Origin of the sequence: Streptomyces virginiae, from assembly GCF_041432505.1 — a bacterium.
In the GTDB taxonomy this organism is placed as follows: domain Bacteria; phylum Actinomycetota; class Actinomycetes; order Streptomycetales; family Streptomycetaceae; genus Streptomyces; species Streptomyces virginiae_A.
Map to the genome: position 1 here is coordinate 5,681,691 of NZ_CP107871.1, position 14,656 is coordinate 5,696,346.

The window sequence follows — 14,656 nt, forward strand, 5'->3', positions numbered from 1 at the left end:
GGAGCCCGACATGAACGCAATGAACCAGCAACTCGCGGGCTTCGCCCCGACCCCCGTGACGGCCCGCATGGAGAACCACGGCCGGGCCATGCTCAAGGTCGCCATGCAGAGCGGCCAGGACCTCTTCGCCCGCACCGGCTCGATGGTCGCCTACGAGGGCTTCGTCCAGTACGAGCCCAACCCGCCGGCCGTCCGTCAGATGGCCTCGCAGTGGATCACCGGCGAAGGTGCCCCGCTGATGAAGTGCACCGGAGACGGCCTGCTCTACCTGGCCGACTACGGCGCCGACGTGGTCGTCATCAACCTCAACAACGACTCGCTCTCGGTAAACGGCACCAACCTGCTGGCCTTCGACGCCCACCTCCAGTGGGGCGTCGAGCGGGTCAAGGGTCTCGCCAAGTTCGCCGGCCAGGGCCTGTTCAACGTGCAGATCGCGGGCACCGGGTGGGTCGCCCTGACCTCCCGCGGCACCCCGATCGTGGTCGACTGCGGTCGCGGCGAGGACGAGACGTACGTCGACCCCGACGCGCTCGTCGCCTGGTCGCCGAATCTCAAGGTCAAGGGCAAGCGCAGCTTCAAGGCCTCGTCGATGATCGGCCGGGGCAGCGGGGAGGCCTACCAGATGGCCTTCTCAGGCCAGGGCATCGTCGTCGTACAGCCCAGCGAGGACAGCACCGACCGGCTCCGGGCCCGGGGCTGAGGGGGAGCGGACACATCATGCAGAGCGCACTTTTCGCCCACGCCGAGGCGCAGTCCCAGGAGCGGTACGCCATCCAGAACCCGCAGCTGCTGCGGGTCTCGCTGACCGGCTCCGACGACGTACTCGCCCGTAAGGGCGCCATGGTCGCCTACCAGGGACTCATCGACTTCGACGGCGAGTACCAGACCAGCAGCCAGCGGGGCGCCCGCCGCCGCACCGGCGAGGGCCTGGACCTCATGCGCTGCTCCGGGCAGGGCACGGTCTACCTGGCCAACCTGGCCCAGTACGTGCACGTCGTGGACGTGGACCAGGACGGCCTCACGGTCGACAGCAGCTACGTGCTGGCCCTGGACTCCACCCTGCACACCGAGGTCATCGCGGTGGACAGCCAGTACGGGATCTCCGGCTCGGGCAAGTACCAGCTCAACATCTCCGGCCGCGGCAAGGTCGCGCTGATGACCTCCGGGCAGCCGCTGATGATGCACGTCACGCCCGACAAGTACGTCAATGTCGACGCGGACGCGATCGTCGCCTGGTCCACCTCGCTGCGGGTCCAGATGCAGGCCCAGACGCACTCCAGCGGGGTGTGGCGGCGCCGCGGCAACACCGGCGAGGGCTGGGAGCTGAGCTTCCTCGGCACCGGCGTCGCGCTGGTGCAGCCCAGCGAGGTGCTGCCGCCGCAGAACGCCCAGCTCGGCCAGGGCGTCGCCGCGCAGTTCGGCATGGGCCAGCAAGGCTCGCACGCGCAGAACCAGAACAACGCCTGGAACTGACGCATCCCGGCACGGCGAAGGGGCGGCCCCGCAGGGACCGCCCCTTCGCCGCACTCAGGCCCGCGCCGCGGTGCGGCTCAGCCGCCGAGCCGCGCCAAGGTCGCCTCCAGCAGTCGTACGACGGACGTGTCGGCCACCGCCGCCACCTCCTCGTACGGGAACCAGCGCAGGTCCAGGGACTCCTCGCTGATCTCCGCCACCGCGCCGGCCGGGGCCAGCGCCGCGTACTGCACGTCCAGGTGCCAGTTGCACGGCGCCGGGATCGGATGCCGGTCCAGGCGGACCGGGCCGCCCTCCAGCAGCATCAGCCCCGACGCGATGCCCGACTCCTCGGCGGCCTCGCGCAGCGCCACCTCGGCGAGGGTCCGGTCGCCGGCCTCGCAGTGCCCGCCCATCTGCAGCCACATGCCGAGCTTCTTGTGCAGGGTCAGCAGGACGCGGCCCCGCACCGGGTCGATCACCAGCGCGCTGCCCGTGACGTGCCCGGCCTCGCAGGGCTTGTAGACCCCGTCCGGGTGGGCCGCCAGGTGCTCCAGGTACAGATCGCGCAGCTCCGTCTGGTCCTCGTACGCCTTCAGGACGAGGACCGCGTCTTCGTGCAGGCTCACTTCTTCTCGTCGCCGTCCTGGTCGCGCTTCTCGGCGGCCTCGCCGAGCATCTTGTCGATCTCGGAGAAGTCCAGCTGCTCGCGGTGCACGAAGCCGTCCGGGTCGTCCAGGTCGGACGCCGTCGGCAGCATGTCCGGGTGCTCCCAGAGGCCGTCACGGCCGTCCACCCCACGCGCGTCCGTGAGCGAGGCCCACAGCCGCGAGGCGTCGCGCAGCCGGCGCGGACGCAGCTCCAGGCCGATCAGCGTCGCGAAGGTCTGCTCCGCCGGGCCGCCCGAGGCGCGCCGCCGACGCATGGTCTCGCGCATCGCGTCCGCCGAGGTCAGCCGGGGCTTGGCCGCCTCGTGCACGACCGCGTCGACCCAGCCCTCGACCAGCGCGAGCGCCGTCTCCAGGCGGGCCAGGGCGGCCTTCTGCTCGGGGGTGTCCTGCGGCTGGAACATGCCGCCCTGGAGCGCTTCCTGCAGCTGCTCCGGGTTGGACGGGTCCAGCTGGCCGACCACGTCCTCCAGCTTCGAGGTGTCGACCTTGATGCCGCGGGCGTAGCCCTCGACCGCGCCGAACAGGTGCGAGCGCAGCCACGGCACGTGGGCGAAGAGGCGGGCGTGGGCGGCCTCGCGCAGGGCCAGGTAGAGCCGCACCTCGTCCGAGGGCACGCCCAGGTCCTTGCCGAAGGCCTCGATGTTCAGCGGCAGCAGCGCGGCCTTGCCGGCCGGGCCCAGCGGCAGGCCGATGTCCGTGGAACCGACGACCTCGCCCGCGAGGGTGCCGACGGCCTGGCCGATCTGCTGGCCGAACATGGCGCCGCCCATGGAGCGCATCATGCCGAGCAGCGGGCCCGCCATGGCCTGCATCTCCTCGGGCAGTACGCCGCCCATGGCCGCGCCGACCCGCTCCGCGACCGGGTCCACGAGCTCCTTCCACACCGGGAGGGTCGCCTCGACCCACTCGGCGCGGCTCCACGCCACGGCCGTGGTGGCGCCCGAGGGCAGCGAGGTCACCCCGTCCAGCCAGTGGTCGGCGAGGCGCACGGCCTCCTCGACGGCGGACTTCTCCGCGATGCCGACGCTCGTGTCCTTGACGCCGTCCGCGGTGCCCTGCGCGACGGTCTGGCGGGCGATGTCCTTGGCCATGTCCCAGTTCACGGGACCGCCCTCGTAGCTCAGCATCTGGCCGAGCTGCTGGAAGGCGGCGCCGAGGTCGTTCGGGTTCATCGCACCGAACATCGCGGCGAACGGGTTGTCCGCTCCGGGAGCGCCCGCCCCGCCCGGCAGACCCATGCCGGGGAACCCGAAGGGATTCGCCGGGCCGCCCGGGCCGCCCTGGTTGCCCTTCTTCTTGCCATCGTCGCCGTTCTCCGGCTCCTCCGGCGGAAGGCCGAATCCGAATGGGGTGTCGCTCACGGGTTTCCTCGGCTCGTAGGGCCGCCGGCGGGAGCCGACGGGCAATGGTCCGACAACACCACCCAGCGTAGACACCGCGGCCGCATCCGGGCTCGGTGCTCCGCCGACTCCTGGGCTGCGGCAGGATGGACATCACCTGGTGGGTACGCGTCACGGCGCGTCCCTACTGAAGACAACCGCTGGAGACGCCCGGTGAGTTCCCCAGATCCGCAGTTTCGCGCGATGCCCGACGACGAAAACAGCTCCGAGCACGGTGACGGCGCCCCCGGCGTTCGCCGGCCGCGAAACCCGGAGGGTATGCGCCGGCGCAACCCGGTGATCGCCGTGACCGGCGCCGCCTCGGGAGTCGGCGCGGCCCTCGTGAGCCGACTGGCCGCCTCCGAGGAGGTCAAGCAGGTCGTCGCGATCGACGAGCGACGCGGGGACTGCGCGGCCGCGCAATGGCACATCCTCGACGTACGGGACCCCGCGATCGCCGAGAAGCTGCGCGGCGCGGACGTCGTGGTCCACCTCGCGCTCGACCTCGACCTGGAGACCGACCCGGCCGCCCGTACGGCGTACAACGTCCGCGGCACCCAGACCGTCCTGACGGCCGCCGCCGCGGCCGGCGTGCACCGGGTCGTGCTCTGCACCTCGGCGATGGTCTACGGGGCCCTGCCGGACAACGACATCCCGCTGTCCGAGGACTCCGAGCTGCGCGCCACCGCCGAGGCGACCGGGGTCGGCGACCTCCTGGAGATCGAACGCCTCGGCCGCCGCGCCCCCCGCGCGCACCCCGGCCTGAACGTCACCGTGATCCGCCCGGCCGTCCTGGTCGGCGGCACCGACACCGCCCTGACCCGATACTTCGAGTCCCCGCGGCTCCTCGTGGTCGCGGGATCCCGCCCCACCTGGCAGTTCTGCCACGTGGACGACCTGGTCAGCGCCCTGGAGTACGCCGCCCTGGAGAAGGTCGAGGGCGAGCTGGCCGTCGGCTGCGAGGGGTGGCTGGAGCAGGAGGAGGTCGAGGAGCTGAGCGGCATCCGCCGCATGGAGCTCCCCTCCGCGGTCGCCCTGGGAGCCGCGGCCCGGCTGCACCGGATCGGCCTGACCCCGTCCCCGGCCGGGGACCTCGCCTACACGATGCACCCGTGGGTGGTCAGCGTCAGCGGGCTGCACGCGGCGGGCTGGCGGCCGCGCTGGACCAACGAGGAGGTGCTCGCCGAGCTCCTCCAGGAGGTCTCGGGCCGGCACACGGTCGCGGGCCGACGGCTGGGCCGCAGGGACGCCGCCACGGCCGCAGGCGCCGCCGGCGCGACGGTGGCCCTGCTGGGCGCGGCCGCGGCGGTCCGCCTGGCGCGCAAGCGGCGCGGGATCTGACCGGCGCCCGGCCCCGCGGGTGCCGTCCGGCCGGGCGGACCGCGGGGTTCCGCGGGCCTGCCCTGTAGGAGGCTCCCAAGGCGTCGTCCGCGGCCCGGGCGAATCTGCTATTTCGCCGTGTCAGCGGCTAGGGCACGATGAAGACATGGCACCGCACTTCGACCACCCCGGTGAGCAGGCCGCCTCGGACCCGATCCGGCTGCTCCAGATCCGCGAGACCGCCCTGTCGATCGACGAGGTCTTCCAGGCCGTCGGCGACGACGCGTCGGGCGGTACGACGCTCTTCGTCGGCACGGTGCGCAACCACGACAGCGGGGCGGACGTCGACTCGCTCGGCTACTCCTGCCATCCGACCGCCGAGGCCGAGATGCGTCGCGTGGCCGAGCGCGTCGTGGCCAAGTTCCCGGTCCGCGCCCTGGCGGCCGTGCACCGTATCGGTGACCTGTCCGTGGGTGATCTGGCCGTCGTCGTCGCCGTGTCCTGCCCGCACCGCGGCGAGGCCTTCGAGGCCGCCCGGATGCTGATCGACGACCTCAAGCACGAGGTCCCGATCTGGAAGCACCAGACGTTCAGCGACGGCACCGAGGAGTGGGTCGGCGCCTGTTGAACCCCCGGTCACGGAGCGCCACCCGGAAGGCGGTAGCCTCGCACCCGTTCGGCCGCGCAACACGCCCTCGATTTGCGTAACCCCCCCACGGGCACGAGCGTTGAAGCCACCAACGAAACGTACTTCGGGGTAGGGAGGCAGGCCCATGGCGTCTTTGGCGTGGTTGCTGATTCCGCTGTTCGCCGCGATCGGAGCGGCGATATGGGGCAGCTGGGCGGCACGCGACCGCACGCAGGGTGACATATCCGAGCTCGCGGGTTACGCACGCTTCCGCGAAGCCATGGCCAACGCCGATCAGGCCAGAGTGAAGGCCGACGCCCATTCCGCTCCGTCCGCCCACTCCGCCTCCGACGCCGTCTGACGCCGTATGACGCTCCGCGTCCGGCCCGCTCCGGTCCGCCGCCGTCGGTGAGATTCCGCTGAGAGTTTCGCGTGCGGACCCCGTACGGACCGGCCCCGAGGGCCGCCCGTCAGGGCCGTCCCGTACTGTCGGATCCATGCCACGCCGCACCGCGACGATGCTCGCTTCCACCCTGGTGCTGTTCGCGCTGCTCTGCGCAGGGGTGTTCATCAAGGTCCCGTACTCCGAGATGAGCCCCGGCCCGACCGTGAACACGCTCGGGGACTCGCACGGCGCGCCCGTCCTCAACATCGCGGGGCGCAAGACGTACCCGACCAGTGGCCACCTCAACATGACCACGGTCCGCGTCACGGGTGCGGACTACGACATGAGTCTGGTGGAAGCGGTCTACGGGTGGCTGGCCGGCGACAACATCGTCGTCCCGCACGAGAACCTCTACCCGAACGGGAAGACCGAGGCGGAGTCCACCCAGGAGAACGCCGAGGAGTTCAGCCAGTCGCAGCAGAGCGCCAAGGTGGCGGCCCTGAATCAGCTCGGCATCCCGGTCACCGCCCGGGTGATCGTCTCCACCGTCGTCAAGTCCAGCCCCTCCGAGGGCAAGCTGCACGCCGGTGACGTGATCAAGTCCGTGGACGGCGCCGCCGTCACCGCGCCCGAGGACGTGGCCAAGCTCGTCACCAAGCACAAGCCCGGCGAGCCGGTGGAGTTCACCATCGTTCCCGCCAAGGAGGCGGCCGAGGCGGCGAAGGCCGGCGACGAGAACCCCGCCACCACGAAGATGACGATCACCGCGGGCAAGGCGGAGGGCGACGGTCACGCCATCGTCGGCATCCGGGCGGGCACCGACCACACCTTCCCGTTCACGATCGACATCAAGCTCGCCGACGTCGGCGGCCCGAGCGCCGGGCTGATGTTCGCCCTCGGCATCGTCGACAAGCTGACCCCGGAGGATCTGACCGGCGGCAAGTTCGTCGCGGGCACCGGCACCATCACCGACGAGGGCAAGGTCGGACCCATCGGCGGCATCCAGATGAAGACCATCGGCGCCCGCCAGGCCGGCGCCGAGTACTTCCTGACGCCCGCCGAGAACTGCGCCTCCGCCGCCTCCCACGTGCCCGACGGGCTGACCCTGGTCAAGGTCTCCACCATCGGTGACGCCACGAAGGCACTGGAGAAGATCCGCAAGGGGGACACGGCCGGGCTGCCGAAGTGCAAGCCCTGACCGCTCCGTCCCCTGACCGCTCCGTACCGACCGCCCGACGTCCTACGAGAAGGTCGCCGCCAGGGCCTCGGCCAGCCCGGGCACCAGGCCCGCACCGGTGAGGACCTCGGTCGAGGAGTCCTTCTCGCGCAGCCGTACGGCCGACTCCCGCGAGCCGTCGCGCAGCACGGCCACGGTGAGGCGGACCTCCTGCCGCTCCGGGTGACCGGCGACCCACTTCGACAGCTGCTTGTCGTTCAGTCCCTCCGGTACGGAGGCCTCCGCGGACGGCGGCAGCATCAGCCGCTCCACCGTCAGCGCGCAGCCGACGACGGCGTCGGGCCAGGCGATGGTGCCGAGGAACTTGTCGAGCGGGGTCCCCTTGGGGACCTCGTCCTGCTCGATGGGGGTGAGGGAGGACTTGCCGGCGTCGTCCTGGTCGACACCGAGCTGGCTCGCCAGCCTCGGCTCCTGCTTCTTGAGCCGGGCGGTGTCGACGAGGGCGAAGAGCCGCGCGGGCTTGTCCCAGCCGAGGCCGGCCGCGTACTCGTCGATCTCGAGGCAGGCGCGGGTCAGCGGACTGGCCGCCATGGGGGTGCCGGGGGACGGCGAAAGGTTGGACATGGGCAACATCCTGCCTCCTTTCCATCGATTACCGGGAACTGACCGAAGCCTCAGTAAGTTGCATGAGTGGGCTCTACGATCGGGGGCCCGTTCATTACCAGACTCAGCGACTTTCGAGGTGCGCACCTTGGCTTTCCAGATGCCGGACCGCGGCGGAGGCCCTTCCGGGCCACGGATGAGAGTCGGCCGCCCCTCCCGGCGGTCCCGAACCCTCCTGATGACCTTGGGCGTGCTGGCCGTCCTGGCCATGCTCTTCATCATGTTCGCGGGCTTCTGGACTGACTGGCTCTGGTTCCGCTCCGTGAAGTACTCCACCGTCTTCACCACCACTCTGTGGACCAAGATCGGCCTCTTCGCCGTCTTCGGTCTGCTGATGGCCGGTGCCGTCGGTTTCAACATCTGGCTGGCGCACCGGCTGCGGCCGCCGCTCAGCGCGATGTCGATGGAACAGCAGAGCCTCGACCGTTACCGGATGAGCATCGCCCCTTACAAGAAGTGGCTGCTGCTGGGCATCTCGGTGCTCGTCGGCCTGATCGCGGGCGCCTCGGCGGCCGGCCAGTGGAAGACCTGGCTCATGTTCGTGAACGGGGTGGCCTTCGGTACGAAGGACCCGCAGTTCCACATGGACGTGTCCTTCTACACCTTCGACCTGCCCTGGTACCGCTTCCTGCTCGGCTTCGGCTTCGCCGCCGTCGTGCTGTCGGTGATCGCCGCGGCCGTCGTGCACTACCTGTACGGCGGACTGCGCGTGACCAGCCCGGGCGCCCGGGCCACCGCCGCCGCCACCGGGCACCTGTCGGTGCTGCTCGGCCTGTTCGTCTCGCTCAAGGCGATCGCCTACTGGCTCGACCGGTACGGGCTCGCCGTGAAGTCCAGCGACTTCAAGGCCGCCGACAACTGGACGGGCCTGCGCTACGTCGACGCGAACGCCTACCTGCCGGCGAAGACGATCCTCGTCGCCATCGCCGCGATCTGCGCCGTGCTGTTCTTCGCGACGCTGTGGCGCCGCACCTGGCAGCTGCCGGTCATCGGCTTCGGCCTGATGGTGCTCTCGGCGATCCTGATCGGCGGGCTCTACCCGGCGATCGTGCAGAAGTTCCAGGTCCAGCCGAACGAGCAGGCCAAGGAATCCCCGTACGTCCAGAAGAACATCAAGGCCACACGCGACGCCTACGGCATCGCGGGCTCCGAGGTCTCTGACTACCCGGGCGTCCCGCAGACGGAGGACCGGACCAAGCTGCGCCCGCAGGCCGACTCCACGGCCAGCATCCGCATCCTCGACCCGAACATCGTCTCGCCGGCCTTCCAGCAGCTCCAGCAGGTCAAGGGCTACTACGCCTTCCCGTCCACGCTCGCCGTGGACCGGTACAGCGGCCAGGACACGGTCATCGGGCTGCGCGAGCTGAACATCGGCGGCATCCCGAAGAACAACTGGATCAACGACCACTTCAAGTACACGCACGGTTACGGCGTGGTCGCGGCCAAGGGCACCACGGTGAAGGAGGGCGCTCCCGACTTCACCCAGTCCGACCTGCCCTCCAAGGGTGTGTTCGGCACGGACTTCGAGCAGCGCATCTACTACGGCGAGCAGACGAAGCAGTACTCGATCGTCGGCGGGCCGCAGAAGGAGCTCGACTACTCGGACGACAAGGGCGAGAAGGAGACGAGCTACAAGGGCGACTCCGGCGTCAACCTCGACAACCCCGTCAACCGGGCCGCCTACGCGCTCACCTTCAACGAACCGCAGATCCTCTACTCGGGCGCCATCGGCGACGGCTCGCGGATCCTCTACAACCGCACGCCCAAGCAGCGCGTCGAGGCCGTCGCCCCGTGGCTGACCATCGACGGCGCGCCCTACCCGGCCGTGATCGACGGCCGGATCAAGTGGATCGTCGACGCGTACACGACCACCAACGGCTACCCGTACGCCTCGCGCACCACGCTGGGCCAGAGCACCGCGGACTCGCTGACCAACAGCCAGCGCGCTGTGGTCGCCCAGGAGAACCAGGTCAACTACATCCGTAACTCGGTGAAGGCCACCGTCGACGCGTACGACGGCTCGGTCGACCTGTACCAGTGGGACACCGAGGACCCGGTCCTGAAGACCTGGATGAAGGCGTTCCCCGGCACGGTGAAGCACAAGGCCGACATCGCCAAGCCGCTCATGGAGCACCTCCGGTACCCGCAGGACCTCTTCAAGGTCCAGCGCGAGCTGCTGACCCGCTACCACGTCACCGACCCGCAGACCTTCCTCAGCGGCAGTGAGGCGTGGGCGGTCCCGGACGACCCGACGACCAAGGCCGGTACGGCCGTTCCGCCGTACTACCTGTCGATGAAGATGCCGGGCCAGAAGGAGAAGGACCAGGTCTTCTCGCTCACCACGACGTTCACGCCGAACGAGCGGCCCAACCTGAGTGCCTTCATGGCGGTCAACGCGGATCCGGGCACCCCGGACTACGGCAAGATCCGCATTCTGAAGATGCCGACCAGCAAGCCGCCGGACGGCCCGGGTCAGGTGCAGAGCAAGTTCCAGTCGGAACCGAAGATCGCCGAATCCATCCGCCTGTTGCGCGGTGGTGACTCGGAGATCGAGTACGGCAACCTGCTCGCGGTGCCGCTCGACGGCGGGATGCTCTACGTCGAGCCGGTCTACGTCCGTAGCTCCGGCCTGAAGTACCCGCTGCTGCGCAAGGTCCTCGTGACCTACGGCAACCAGACGGCCTTCGAGGACACGTTGGAGAAGGCGCTGAACGTGGTGTTCGGGGCCGAGGCGCCGACGGTTCCGGTGCCCCCGGTCCAGCCGCCGGGCGACGGCACGGTCACGCCGCCGACGATCCAGGACCCCACGGTCAAGGCGGCCCTCGGCGACGCGCAGAAGGCCATCGAGGATGCCGAGAAGGCCAGGCAGGCCGGCGACTGGGCGGCCTTCGGCAAGGCCCAGGACGAGATCAAGGCGGCACTGAAGCGCGCGATCGAGGCCGAGGCGAAGCTGACGACGCCCACGCCGTCCGGCCAGTGATCAATGGGTAATGGTTCCACCCCGCGTCGTGATACTGTGGTTTCACCGACGCGGGGTGGAGCAGCTCGGTAGCTCGCTGGGCTCATAACCCAGAGGTCGCAGGTTCAAATCCTGTCCCCGCTACTGAAGATGAAGGCCCGGATCCATGGGATCCGGGCCTTCGTCATGTCCGGGGCGGACACGCGGTAGCCGGGGAGGGTGACTTGTGGGTGGAGCGTGTTTGACTTACCTCACTGTGGGCATGTCGACAAAACGCTGTAGTGACCTCACTGGCTGCGACATACCAGGTGTACGCGGGTAGCAGGTGATGCGACGATGGGATTTATGGGGGACAGGTCAACTCTGCTGGAGACAGGGCGGTTTGTGAGGGCGGAGTCCGGAACGGGCACAGAGGCCGAGGGGGCGGCTCCGGTCGTCGACGCGCAGACCGCACTGACCGATGCGGACTTCTTGGACAAGCACAGCGCGGAGGAGATGTTCGCCGAGACCGACGCGGCGAGCGACGCCGAGCTGGAAGCCCGGCACCGGGTGGCCGCCGACAAGGGCGACCCCGGAGCCATGAGCGTGCTCGGTGCGCTGCTGCTGCGCCGTGGTGACCTCGACGGTGCGGAACCCTACCTGCGGGGAGCCACGGGCGAAGGGGACCGCGCCGCCGCGAACAACCTCGGCGTGCTGCTCCACCAGCGGGGATACCCCGAGGACGCGGCCGGCTGGTGGCGGGTCGCCGCCGTCGCCGGATCGGCCCCCGCCGCGCACGCCCTCGGCCGCTACTTCCGTGAGCGCGGGGACGAGCCCGCCGCCGAGTACTGGATGCGGCAGGCGGCCGAGTCCGGCCACGCGCTGGGCGCGTACGGGCTGGCGGACCTGCTGGAGCACCGCGGCGACAAGGGTGTCGAGCGGTGGTTCCGCGCTGCCGCCGAACAGGGGCACCGCGAAGCCGCGTACCGGCTGGCGCGGCACCTGCGCAAGGGCGACCCCACCGAGGCCGAGCAGTGGTACCGCCAGGCCGCCGCGCGCGGGCACCGGCGCGCCGCCCTGCACCTGGGCGCCCTGCTGGAGGCGCGCGGCGAGCTCAAGGAGGCCGGGCGCTGGTACCTGACCTCCGCCAAGCAGGGGGAGGCGCGTGCGGCCTGCGCGCTCGGCTTCCTGCTGCGCGACGCCGGTGACGAGGAGAGCGCCGCCGTGTGGTGGCACCGGGCGGCGCAGGACGGCGACGGCAACGCCGCCAACGCGCTGGGCGCGCTGCACGCGGCCCGCGGCGAGACCCAGACCGCCGAGCGCTGGTACCGGACCGCCATGGACGCGGGCGATCAAAACGGGGCGTACAACCTTGCACTGCTGTGCGTCGCACAGGACCGCACCGCGCAGGCCGAGCAGTGGTACCGGCGCGCCGCCTACGCCGGGCACCGCGAGGCGGCCAACGCGCTGGCGATCCTGCTGCTCCAGGGCGGGGACGCGGCGGGCGCGGAGCCGTGGTTCTCGAAGGCGGCCGAGGCGGGCAGCGTCGACGCCGCCTTCAACCTCGGGATCCTGTTCGCCAGCCGGGACGAGGACCGGACGGCGCTGAAGTGGTACGAGCGGGCGGCGTCCGCCGGTCACACCGACGCGGCGCTGCAGGTCGGCATCGCGCTCGTGCGGGACGGCGAGGACCGGGCGGCCGAGCGGCACCTGCGCTGCGCGGCCGGCGGCGGCAGCGCCGAGGCGGCGTTCCGCCTGGCCTCGCTGCTGGAGTCGCTGGCCCCGCCGCCGGAGCCGGTGGCCCTGGGTGAGCCCGTGGGCGGCGCCCCGCGCACCGAGAGCGAGGAGTGGTACGAGCGGGCCGCCGAGCTGGGGCACCGCCGGGCCCAGGTGCGGGTCGGCATGCTGGCCGCCGCCCGCGGTGACCTGGCGGTCGCCGCGCGCTGGTACCGGGAGGCGGCCGAGGCCGGCTCCCGCAACGGCGCCTTCAACCTCGGGCTGCTGCTGGCCCGCGAGGGGAACGAGCCGGAGGCCGCCCTGTGGTGGACCCGCGCGGCGGTGGCGGGCCACGGGCGTGCCGCCCTGCGCCTGGGCCTGCTGGCGGCCCGCCACGGGGACCTCGCGGAGGGCCAGAAGTGGTGCGTGCGCGCCATGGAACTGGGCCCGGCCGAGGTCTCGCAGCGCGCGGCCCGACTCCGCGAGGCCCTGGCCGAGGAGCTCTCCGCCTAGGTCGTCCCCTCCACCTCTCAGCGGTAGAGCCAGGAGGTGGAGCGGGCGTAGACGTGCCGGAAGGCGAGCGGCATCAGCAGGTCGTTGACGCGGCGCTGCACCGTGCCCGGGGTCTTCGCGTCGCGGTTGGTCGCCGCGGCCCGGGTCATCCGGGTCACCCGGGGGCGCCGTACGCGGGTGTACTCGGCCAGCGCTCCGGCCACGCCCGGCACCTGCGCCACGCAGCGCGCCAGGGCCACCGCGTCCTCGATCGCCATCGACGCGCCCTGCCCGGCCCCGACCGGGTGGGCGGCGTCGCCGATCAGCACGGTGCGTCCGTCGTGCCAGACGGGCACGTCCGCCAGTCGATGCATCGGCATCGGGCGGTCGACGCGGGTCGCCGCCCGGATCAGGGAGAGCGGCAGCTCCTCCTTGCCGTACAGCTCCGCCAGCAGGTCCTGCGTGACCTCCGCCGGGTCCGGGGGCTCCGGTGCGGGTACCTGGGCCGACCACCAGACCGTGCCGTCCTTCGCCGGGACGCACAGGAACGCCCCGCGCCGGCCGAAGACGAAGTGGTAGGTGCCGGGCGTCAGGTGCACGCCCTCGGAGACCCCCGACACGCTGTAGAGCCCCGCGTACCGCACCGGTGGCGCCGCCGGGTCCAGCGCCGAGCGGGTGGCGGACCAGATGCCGTCGGCCGCCACCACCAGGTCCGCGTCCAGGTCCGCCGCCACCACCCGCCGCCCCGTCTCGATCCGGGCGCCGGCCCGGACCGCCTCGGCGCGCAGCACCTCCACCAGCCGCCCGCGCAGCAGCGTCGTGCTGTGCAGGCTGTCCGAGGCGAGCCGACCGCGCGGCACCTCGCCCAGGAGCTTGCCCGAGGAGGACCACATCCGCTGCAGGGCGACCGGGAACCCGGCGGCCTGCACCTCGGAGAGGCAGCCCAGTGAGTCCAGCCCCCGCAGGCCGTTGACGGCGAGGCTGAGGAACGAGCCCACCTGACCGGCCGGGTCCTCGTACGCCTCGTGGACCGTGACCTCCGCGCCGGTCGCGCGGCGCAGGGCGATCGCGCTCGCCGCTCCGGCGACTCCGCCCCCGATGACTGACACACGCATGCCCGACCCCTTTCGCTGAATCTGCATTCACTGAACTTTGATTCGGTGAAACTTGGTTCAGTATGATGAGGCCGAGAAGACGGCGTCAAGTGGGAACGGGGATCGCGGTGGGAGTGCGCAAGGAGCGGGCGGCCGGCACGGAGGCGGCGCTCAAGGAGGCGGCGCGGGCGCTCTTCCTGGAGCGTGGCTACGCGCAGACGAAGATCACCGACATCACCAAGGCCGCCGGTCGGTCCACCGGGTCGTTCTACGAGCACTTCGCCGGCAAGGACGAACTGCTGGACGCGCTCCTCGCGGACATGGGGGCCCAGGTGGACCTGGAGGTCGGCGCCCACGACCACCCCCGCGACCACGACCTCGCCGACCGTGACCAGCTGCGGACGCACGTGGCCGTCACCTGGCGGGTCTTCCGCGACCACCTGCCCGTCGTGGTCGCCCTCTTTCAGAAGTCCATGGCCGAACCGCCCGGCTCGGGGCAGGCCTGGGGTCGGCTCCTGGGGGACACCGCGCCGCTGCGCGAGCACCTGGAGTACATGCGCGAGCAGGGTCGTCAGCTGCCCGGGGATCCCGAGCTGGTCGCCGCCGCGATGGGGGCGATGATCTCGATGCTGGGGTACGCCGCCATGACCGGCGGGGCCGGACTCGACGACGACCAGGTGGTGGAGACGCTGACCACGCTCCTGCATCGCGGACTGGCCGGTTAACCGATTTGCTTCTGCC

13 protein-coding genes and 1 tRNA gene are annotated in these 14,656 nt (G+C 71.2%); 10 read left to right on the forward strand and 4 right to left on the reverse strand.

What is annotated here, in order from left to right:
- Nucleotides 1-19 precede the first annotated feature (19 nt).
- Nucleotides 20-700: an AIM24 family protein gene (locus OG624_RS26625; protein WP_030011152.1), complete on the forward strand. Its 681-nt coding sequence runs from the start codon at nt 20-22 to the stop codon at nt 698-700.
- A gap of 17 nt (nt 701-717) precedes the next feature.
- Nucleotides 718-1,473, forward strand: a complete 756-nt coding sequence (locus tag OG624_RS26630; RefSeq protein ID WP_033218596.1) for an AIM24 family protein — start codon at nt 718-720, stop codon at nt 1,471-1,473.
- Between the two features lie 77 nt (nt 1,474-1,550).
- Here OG624_RS26630 and OG624_RS26635 read toward each other — a convergent pair whose 3' ends face one another.
- Complete coding sequence (locus OG624_RS26635; RefSeq protein ID WP_371639919.1) at nt 1,551-2,081, reverse strand: NUDIX hydrolase; 531 nt, start codon at nt 2,079-2,081, stop codon at nt 1,551-1,553.
- Nucleotides 2,078-3,484: a zinc-dependent metalloprotease gene (locus OG624_RS26640; RefSeq protein ID WP_033218600.1), complete on the reverse strand. Its 1,407-nt coding sequence runs from the start codon at nt 3,482-3,484 to the stop codon at nt 2,078-2,080. Before OG624_RS26640 ends, OG624_RS26635 begins: the two co-directional genes overlap by 4 nt.
- Nucleotides 3,485-3,781: 297 nt before the next feature.
- Here OG624_RS26640 and OG624_RS26645 point away from each other — a divergent pair, with 297 nt between their 5' ends.
- The 4 genes from OG624_RS26645 to OG624_RS26660 all read left to right on the forward strand — a co-directional run bounded on the left by OG624_RS26645 (nt 3,782) and on the right by OG624_RS26660 (nt 7,033).
- Nucleotides 3,782-4,843 carry an SDR family oxidoreductase gene (locus tag OG624_RS26645; protein ID WP_051763101.1) on the forward strand — a complete coding sequence of 354 codons (1,062 nt, stop codon included), beginning with the start codon at nt 3,782-3,784 and terminating at the stop codon, nt 4,841-4,843.
- Between the two features lie 145 nt (nt 4,844-4,988).
- Complete coding sequence (locus OG624_RS26650) at nt 4,989-5,450, forward strand: molybdenum cofactor biosynthesis protein MoaE (protein ID WP_266353232.1); 462 nt, start codon at nt 4,989-4,991, stop codon at nt 5,448-5,450.
- A gap of 145 nt (nt 5,451-5,595) precedes the next feature.
- Complete coding sequence (locus OG624_RS26655) at nt 5,596-5,811, forward strand: hypothetical protein (RefSeq protein ID WP_033218606.1); 216 nt, start codon at nt 5,596-5,598, stop codon at nt 5,809-5,811.
- Nucleotides 5,812-5,947: 136 nt separating this feature from the next.
- Nucleotides 5,948-7,033 carry a YlbL family protein gene (locus OG624_RS26660; RefSeq protein WP_033218608.1) on the forward strand — a complete coding sequence of 362 codons (1,086 nt, stop codon included), beginning with the start codon at nt 5,948-5,950 and terminating at the stop codon, nt 7,031-7,033.
- Between the two features lie 42 nt (nt 7,034-7,075).
- Here the strand turns inward: OG624_RS26660 and OG624_RS26665 are convergent, their stop codons facing one another.
- Nucleotides 7,076-7,645, reverse strand: a complete 570-nt coding sequence (locus OG624_RS26665) for a PPA1309 family protein (protein ID WP_371588418.1) — start codon at nt 7,643-7,645, stop codon at nt 7,076-7,078.
- Between the two features lie 130 nt (nt 7,646-7,775).
- Here OG624_RS26665 and OG624_RS26670 point away from each other — a divergent pair, with 130 nt between their 5' ends.
- The 3 genes from OG624_RS26670 (at nt 7,776) to OG624_RS26680 (ending at nt 12,842) form a co-directional block, all read left to right on the forward strand.
- Entirely contained in the window at nt 7,776-10,655 is a 2,880-nt protein-coding gene (locus tag OG624_RS26670) for a UPF0182 family membrane protein (protein WP_051763102.1), read from the forward strand.
- Nucleotides 10,656-10,704: 49 nt separating this feature from the next.
- A tRNA-Met gene (locus OG624_RS26675) sits at nt 10,705-10,778 on the forward strand.
- Nucleotides 10,779-10,979: 201 nt separating this feature from the next.
- Nucleotides 10,980-12,842: a tetratricopeptide repeat protein gene (locus OG624_RS26680; protein ID WP_033218614.1), complete on the forward strand. Its 1,863-nt coding sequence runs from the start codon at nt 10,980-10,982 to the stop codon at nt 12,840-12,842.
- Nucleotides 12,843-12,859: 17 nt separating this feature from the next.
- Here the strand turns inward: OG624_RS26680 and OG624_RS26685 are convergent, their stop codons facing one another.
- A complete protein-coding gene (locus OG624_RS26685; RefSeq protein ID WP_161295343.1) occupies nt 12,860-13,936 on the reverse strand; it encodes an FAD-dependent monooxygenase in 1,077 nt (358 codons plus the stop codon).
- A gap of 89 nt (nt 13,937-14,025) precedes the next feature.
- Here OG624_RS26685 and OG624_RS26690 point away from each other — a divergent pair, with 89 nt between their 5' ends.
- Nucleotides 14,026-14,640, forward strand: coding sequence for a TetR/AcrR family transcriptional regulator (locus tag OG624_RS26690; protein ID WP_266443327.1), 615 nt, complete (start codon nt 14,026-14,028; stop codon nt 14,638-14,640).
- The last annotated feature ends 16 nt before the right edge of the window (nt 14,641-14,656 follow it).

What these genes read in the sequence shown, in the direction of transcription:
- OG624_RS26625 (WP_030011152.1), top strand. Translation starts at nt 20, where the DNA reads ATGAACCAGCAACTCGCGGGCTTCGCCCCGACCCCCGTGACGGCCCGC.
- OG624_RS26630 (WP_033218596.1), top strand. Translation starts at nt 718, where the DNA reads ATGCAGAGCGCACTTTTCGCCCACGCCGAGGCGCAGTCCCAGGAGCGG.
- OG624_RS26645 (WP_051763101.1), top strand. Translation starts at nt 3,782, where the DNA reads ATGCGCCGGCGCAACCCGGTGATCGCCGTGACCGGCGCCGCCTCGGGA.
- OG624_RS26650 (WP_266353232.1), top strand. Translation starts at nt 4,989, where the DNA reads ATGGCACCGCACTTCGACCACCCCGGTGAGCAGGCCGCCTCGGACCCG.
- OG624_RS26655 (WP_033218606.1), top strand. Translation starts at nt 5,596, where the DNA reads ATGGCGTCTTTGGCGTGGTTGCTGATTCCGCTGTTCGCCGCGATCGGA.
- OG624_RS26660 (WP_033218608.1), top strand. Translation starts at nt 5,948, where the DNA reads ATGCCACGCCGCACCGCGACGATGCTCGCTTCCACCCTGGTGCTGTTC.
- OG624_RS26665 (WP_371588418.1), bottom strand. Translation starts at nt 7,645, where the DNA reads ATGTTGCCCATGTCCAACCTTTCGCCGTCCCCCGGCACCCCCATGGCG.
- OG624_RS26670 (WP_051763102.1), top strand. Translation starts at nt 7,776, where the DNA reads ATGCCGGACCGCGGCGGAGGCCCTTCCGGGCCACGGATGAGAGTCGGC.
- OG624_RS26680 (WP_033218614.1), top strand. Translation starts at nt 10,980, where the DNA reads ATGGGGGACAGGTCAACTCTGCTGGAGACAGGGCGGTTTGTGAGGGCG.
- OG624_RS26685 (WP_161295343.1), bottom strand. Translation starts at nt 13,936, where the DNA reads ATGCGTGTGTCAGTCATCGGGGGCGGAGTCGCCGGAGCGGCGAGCGCG.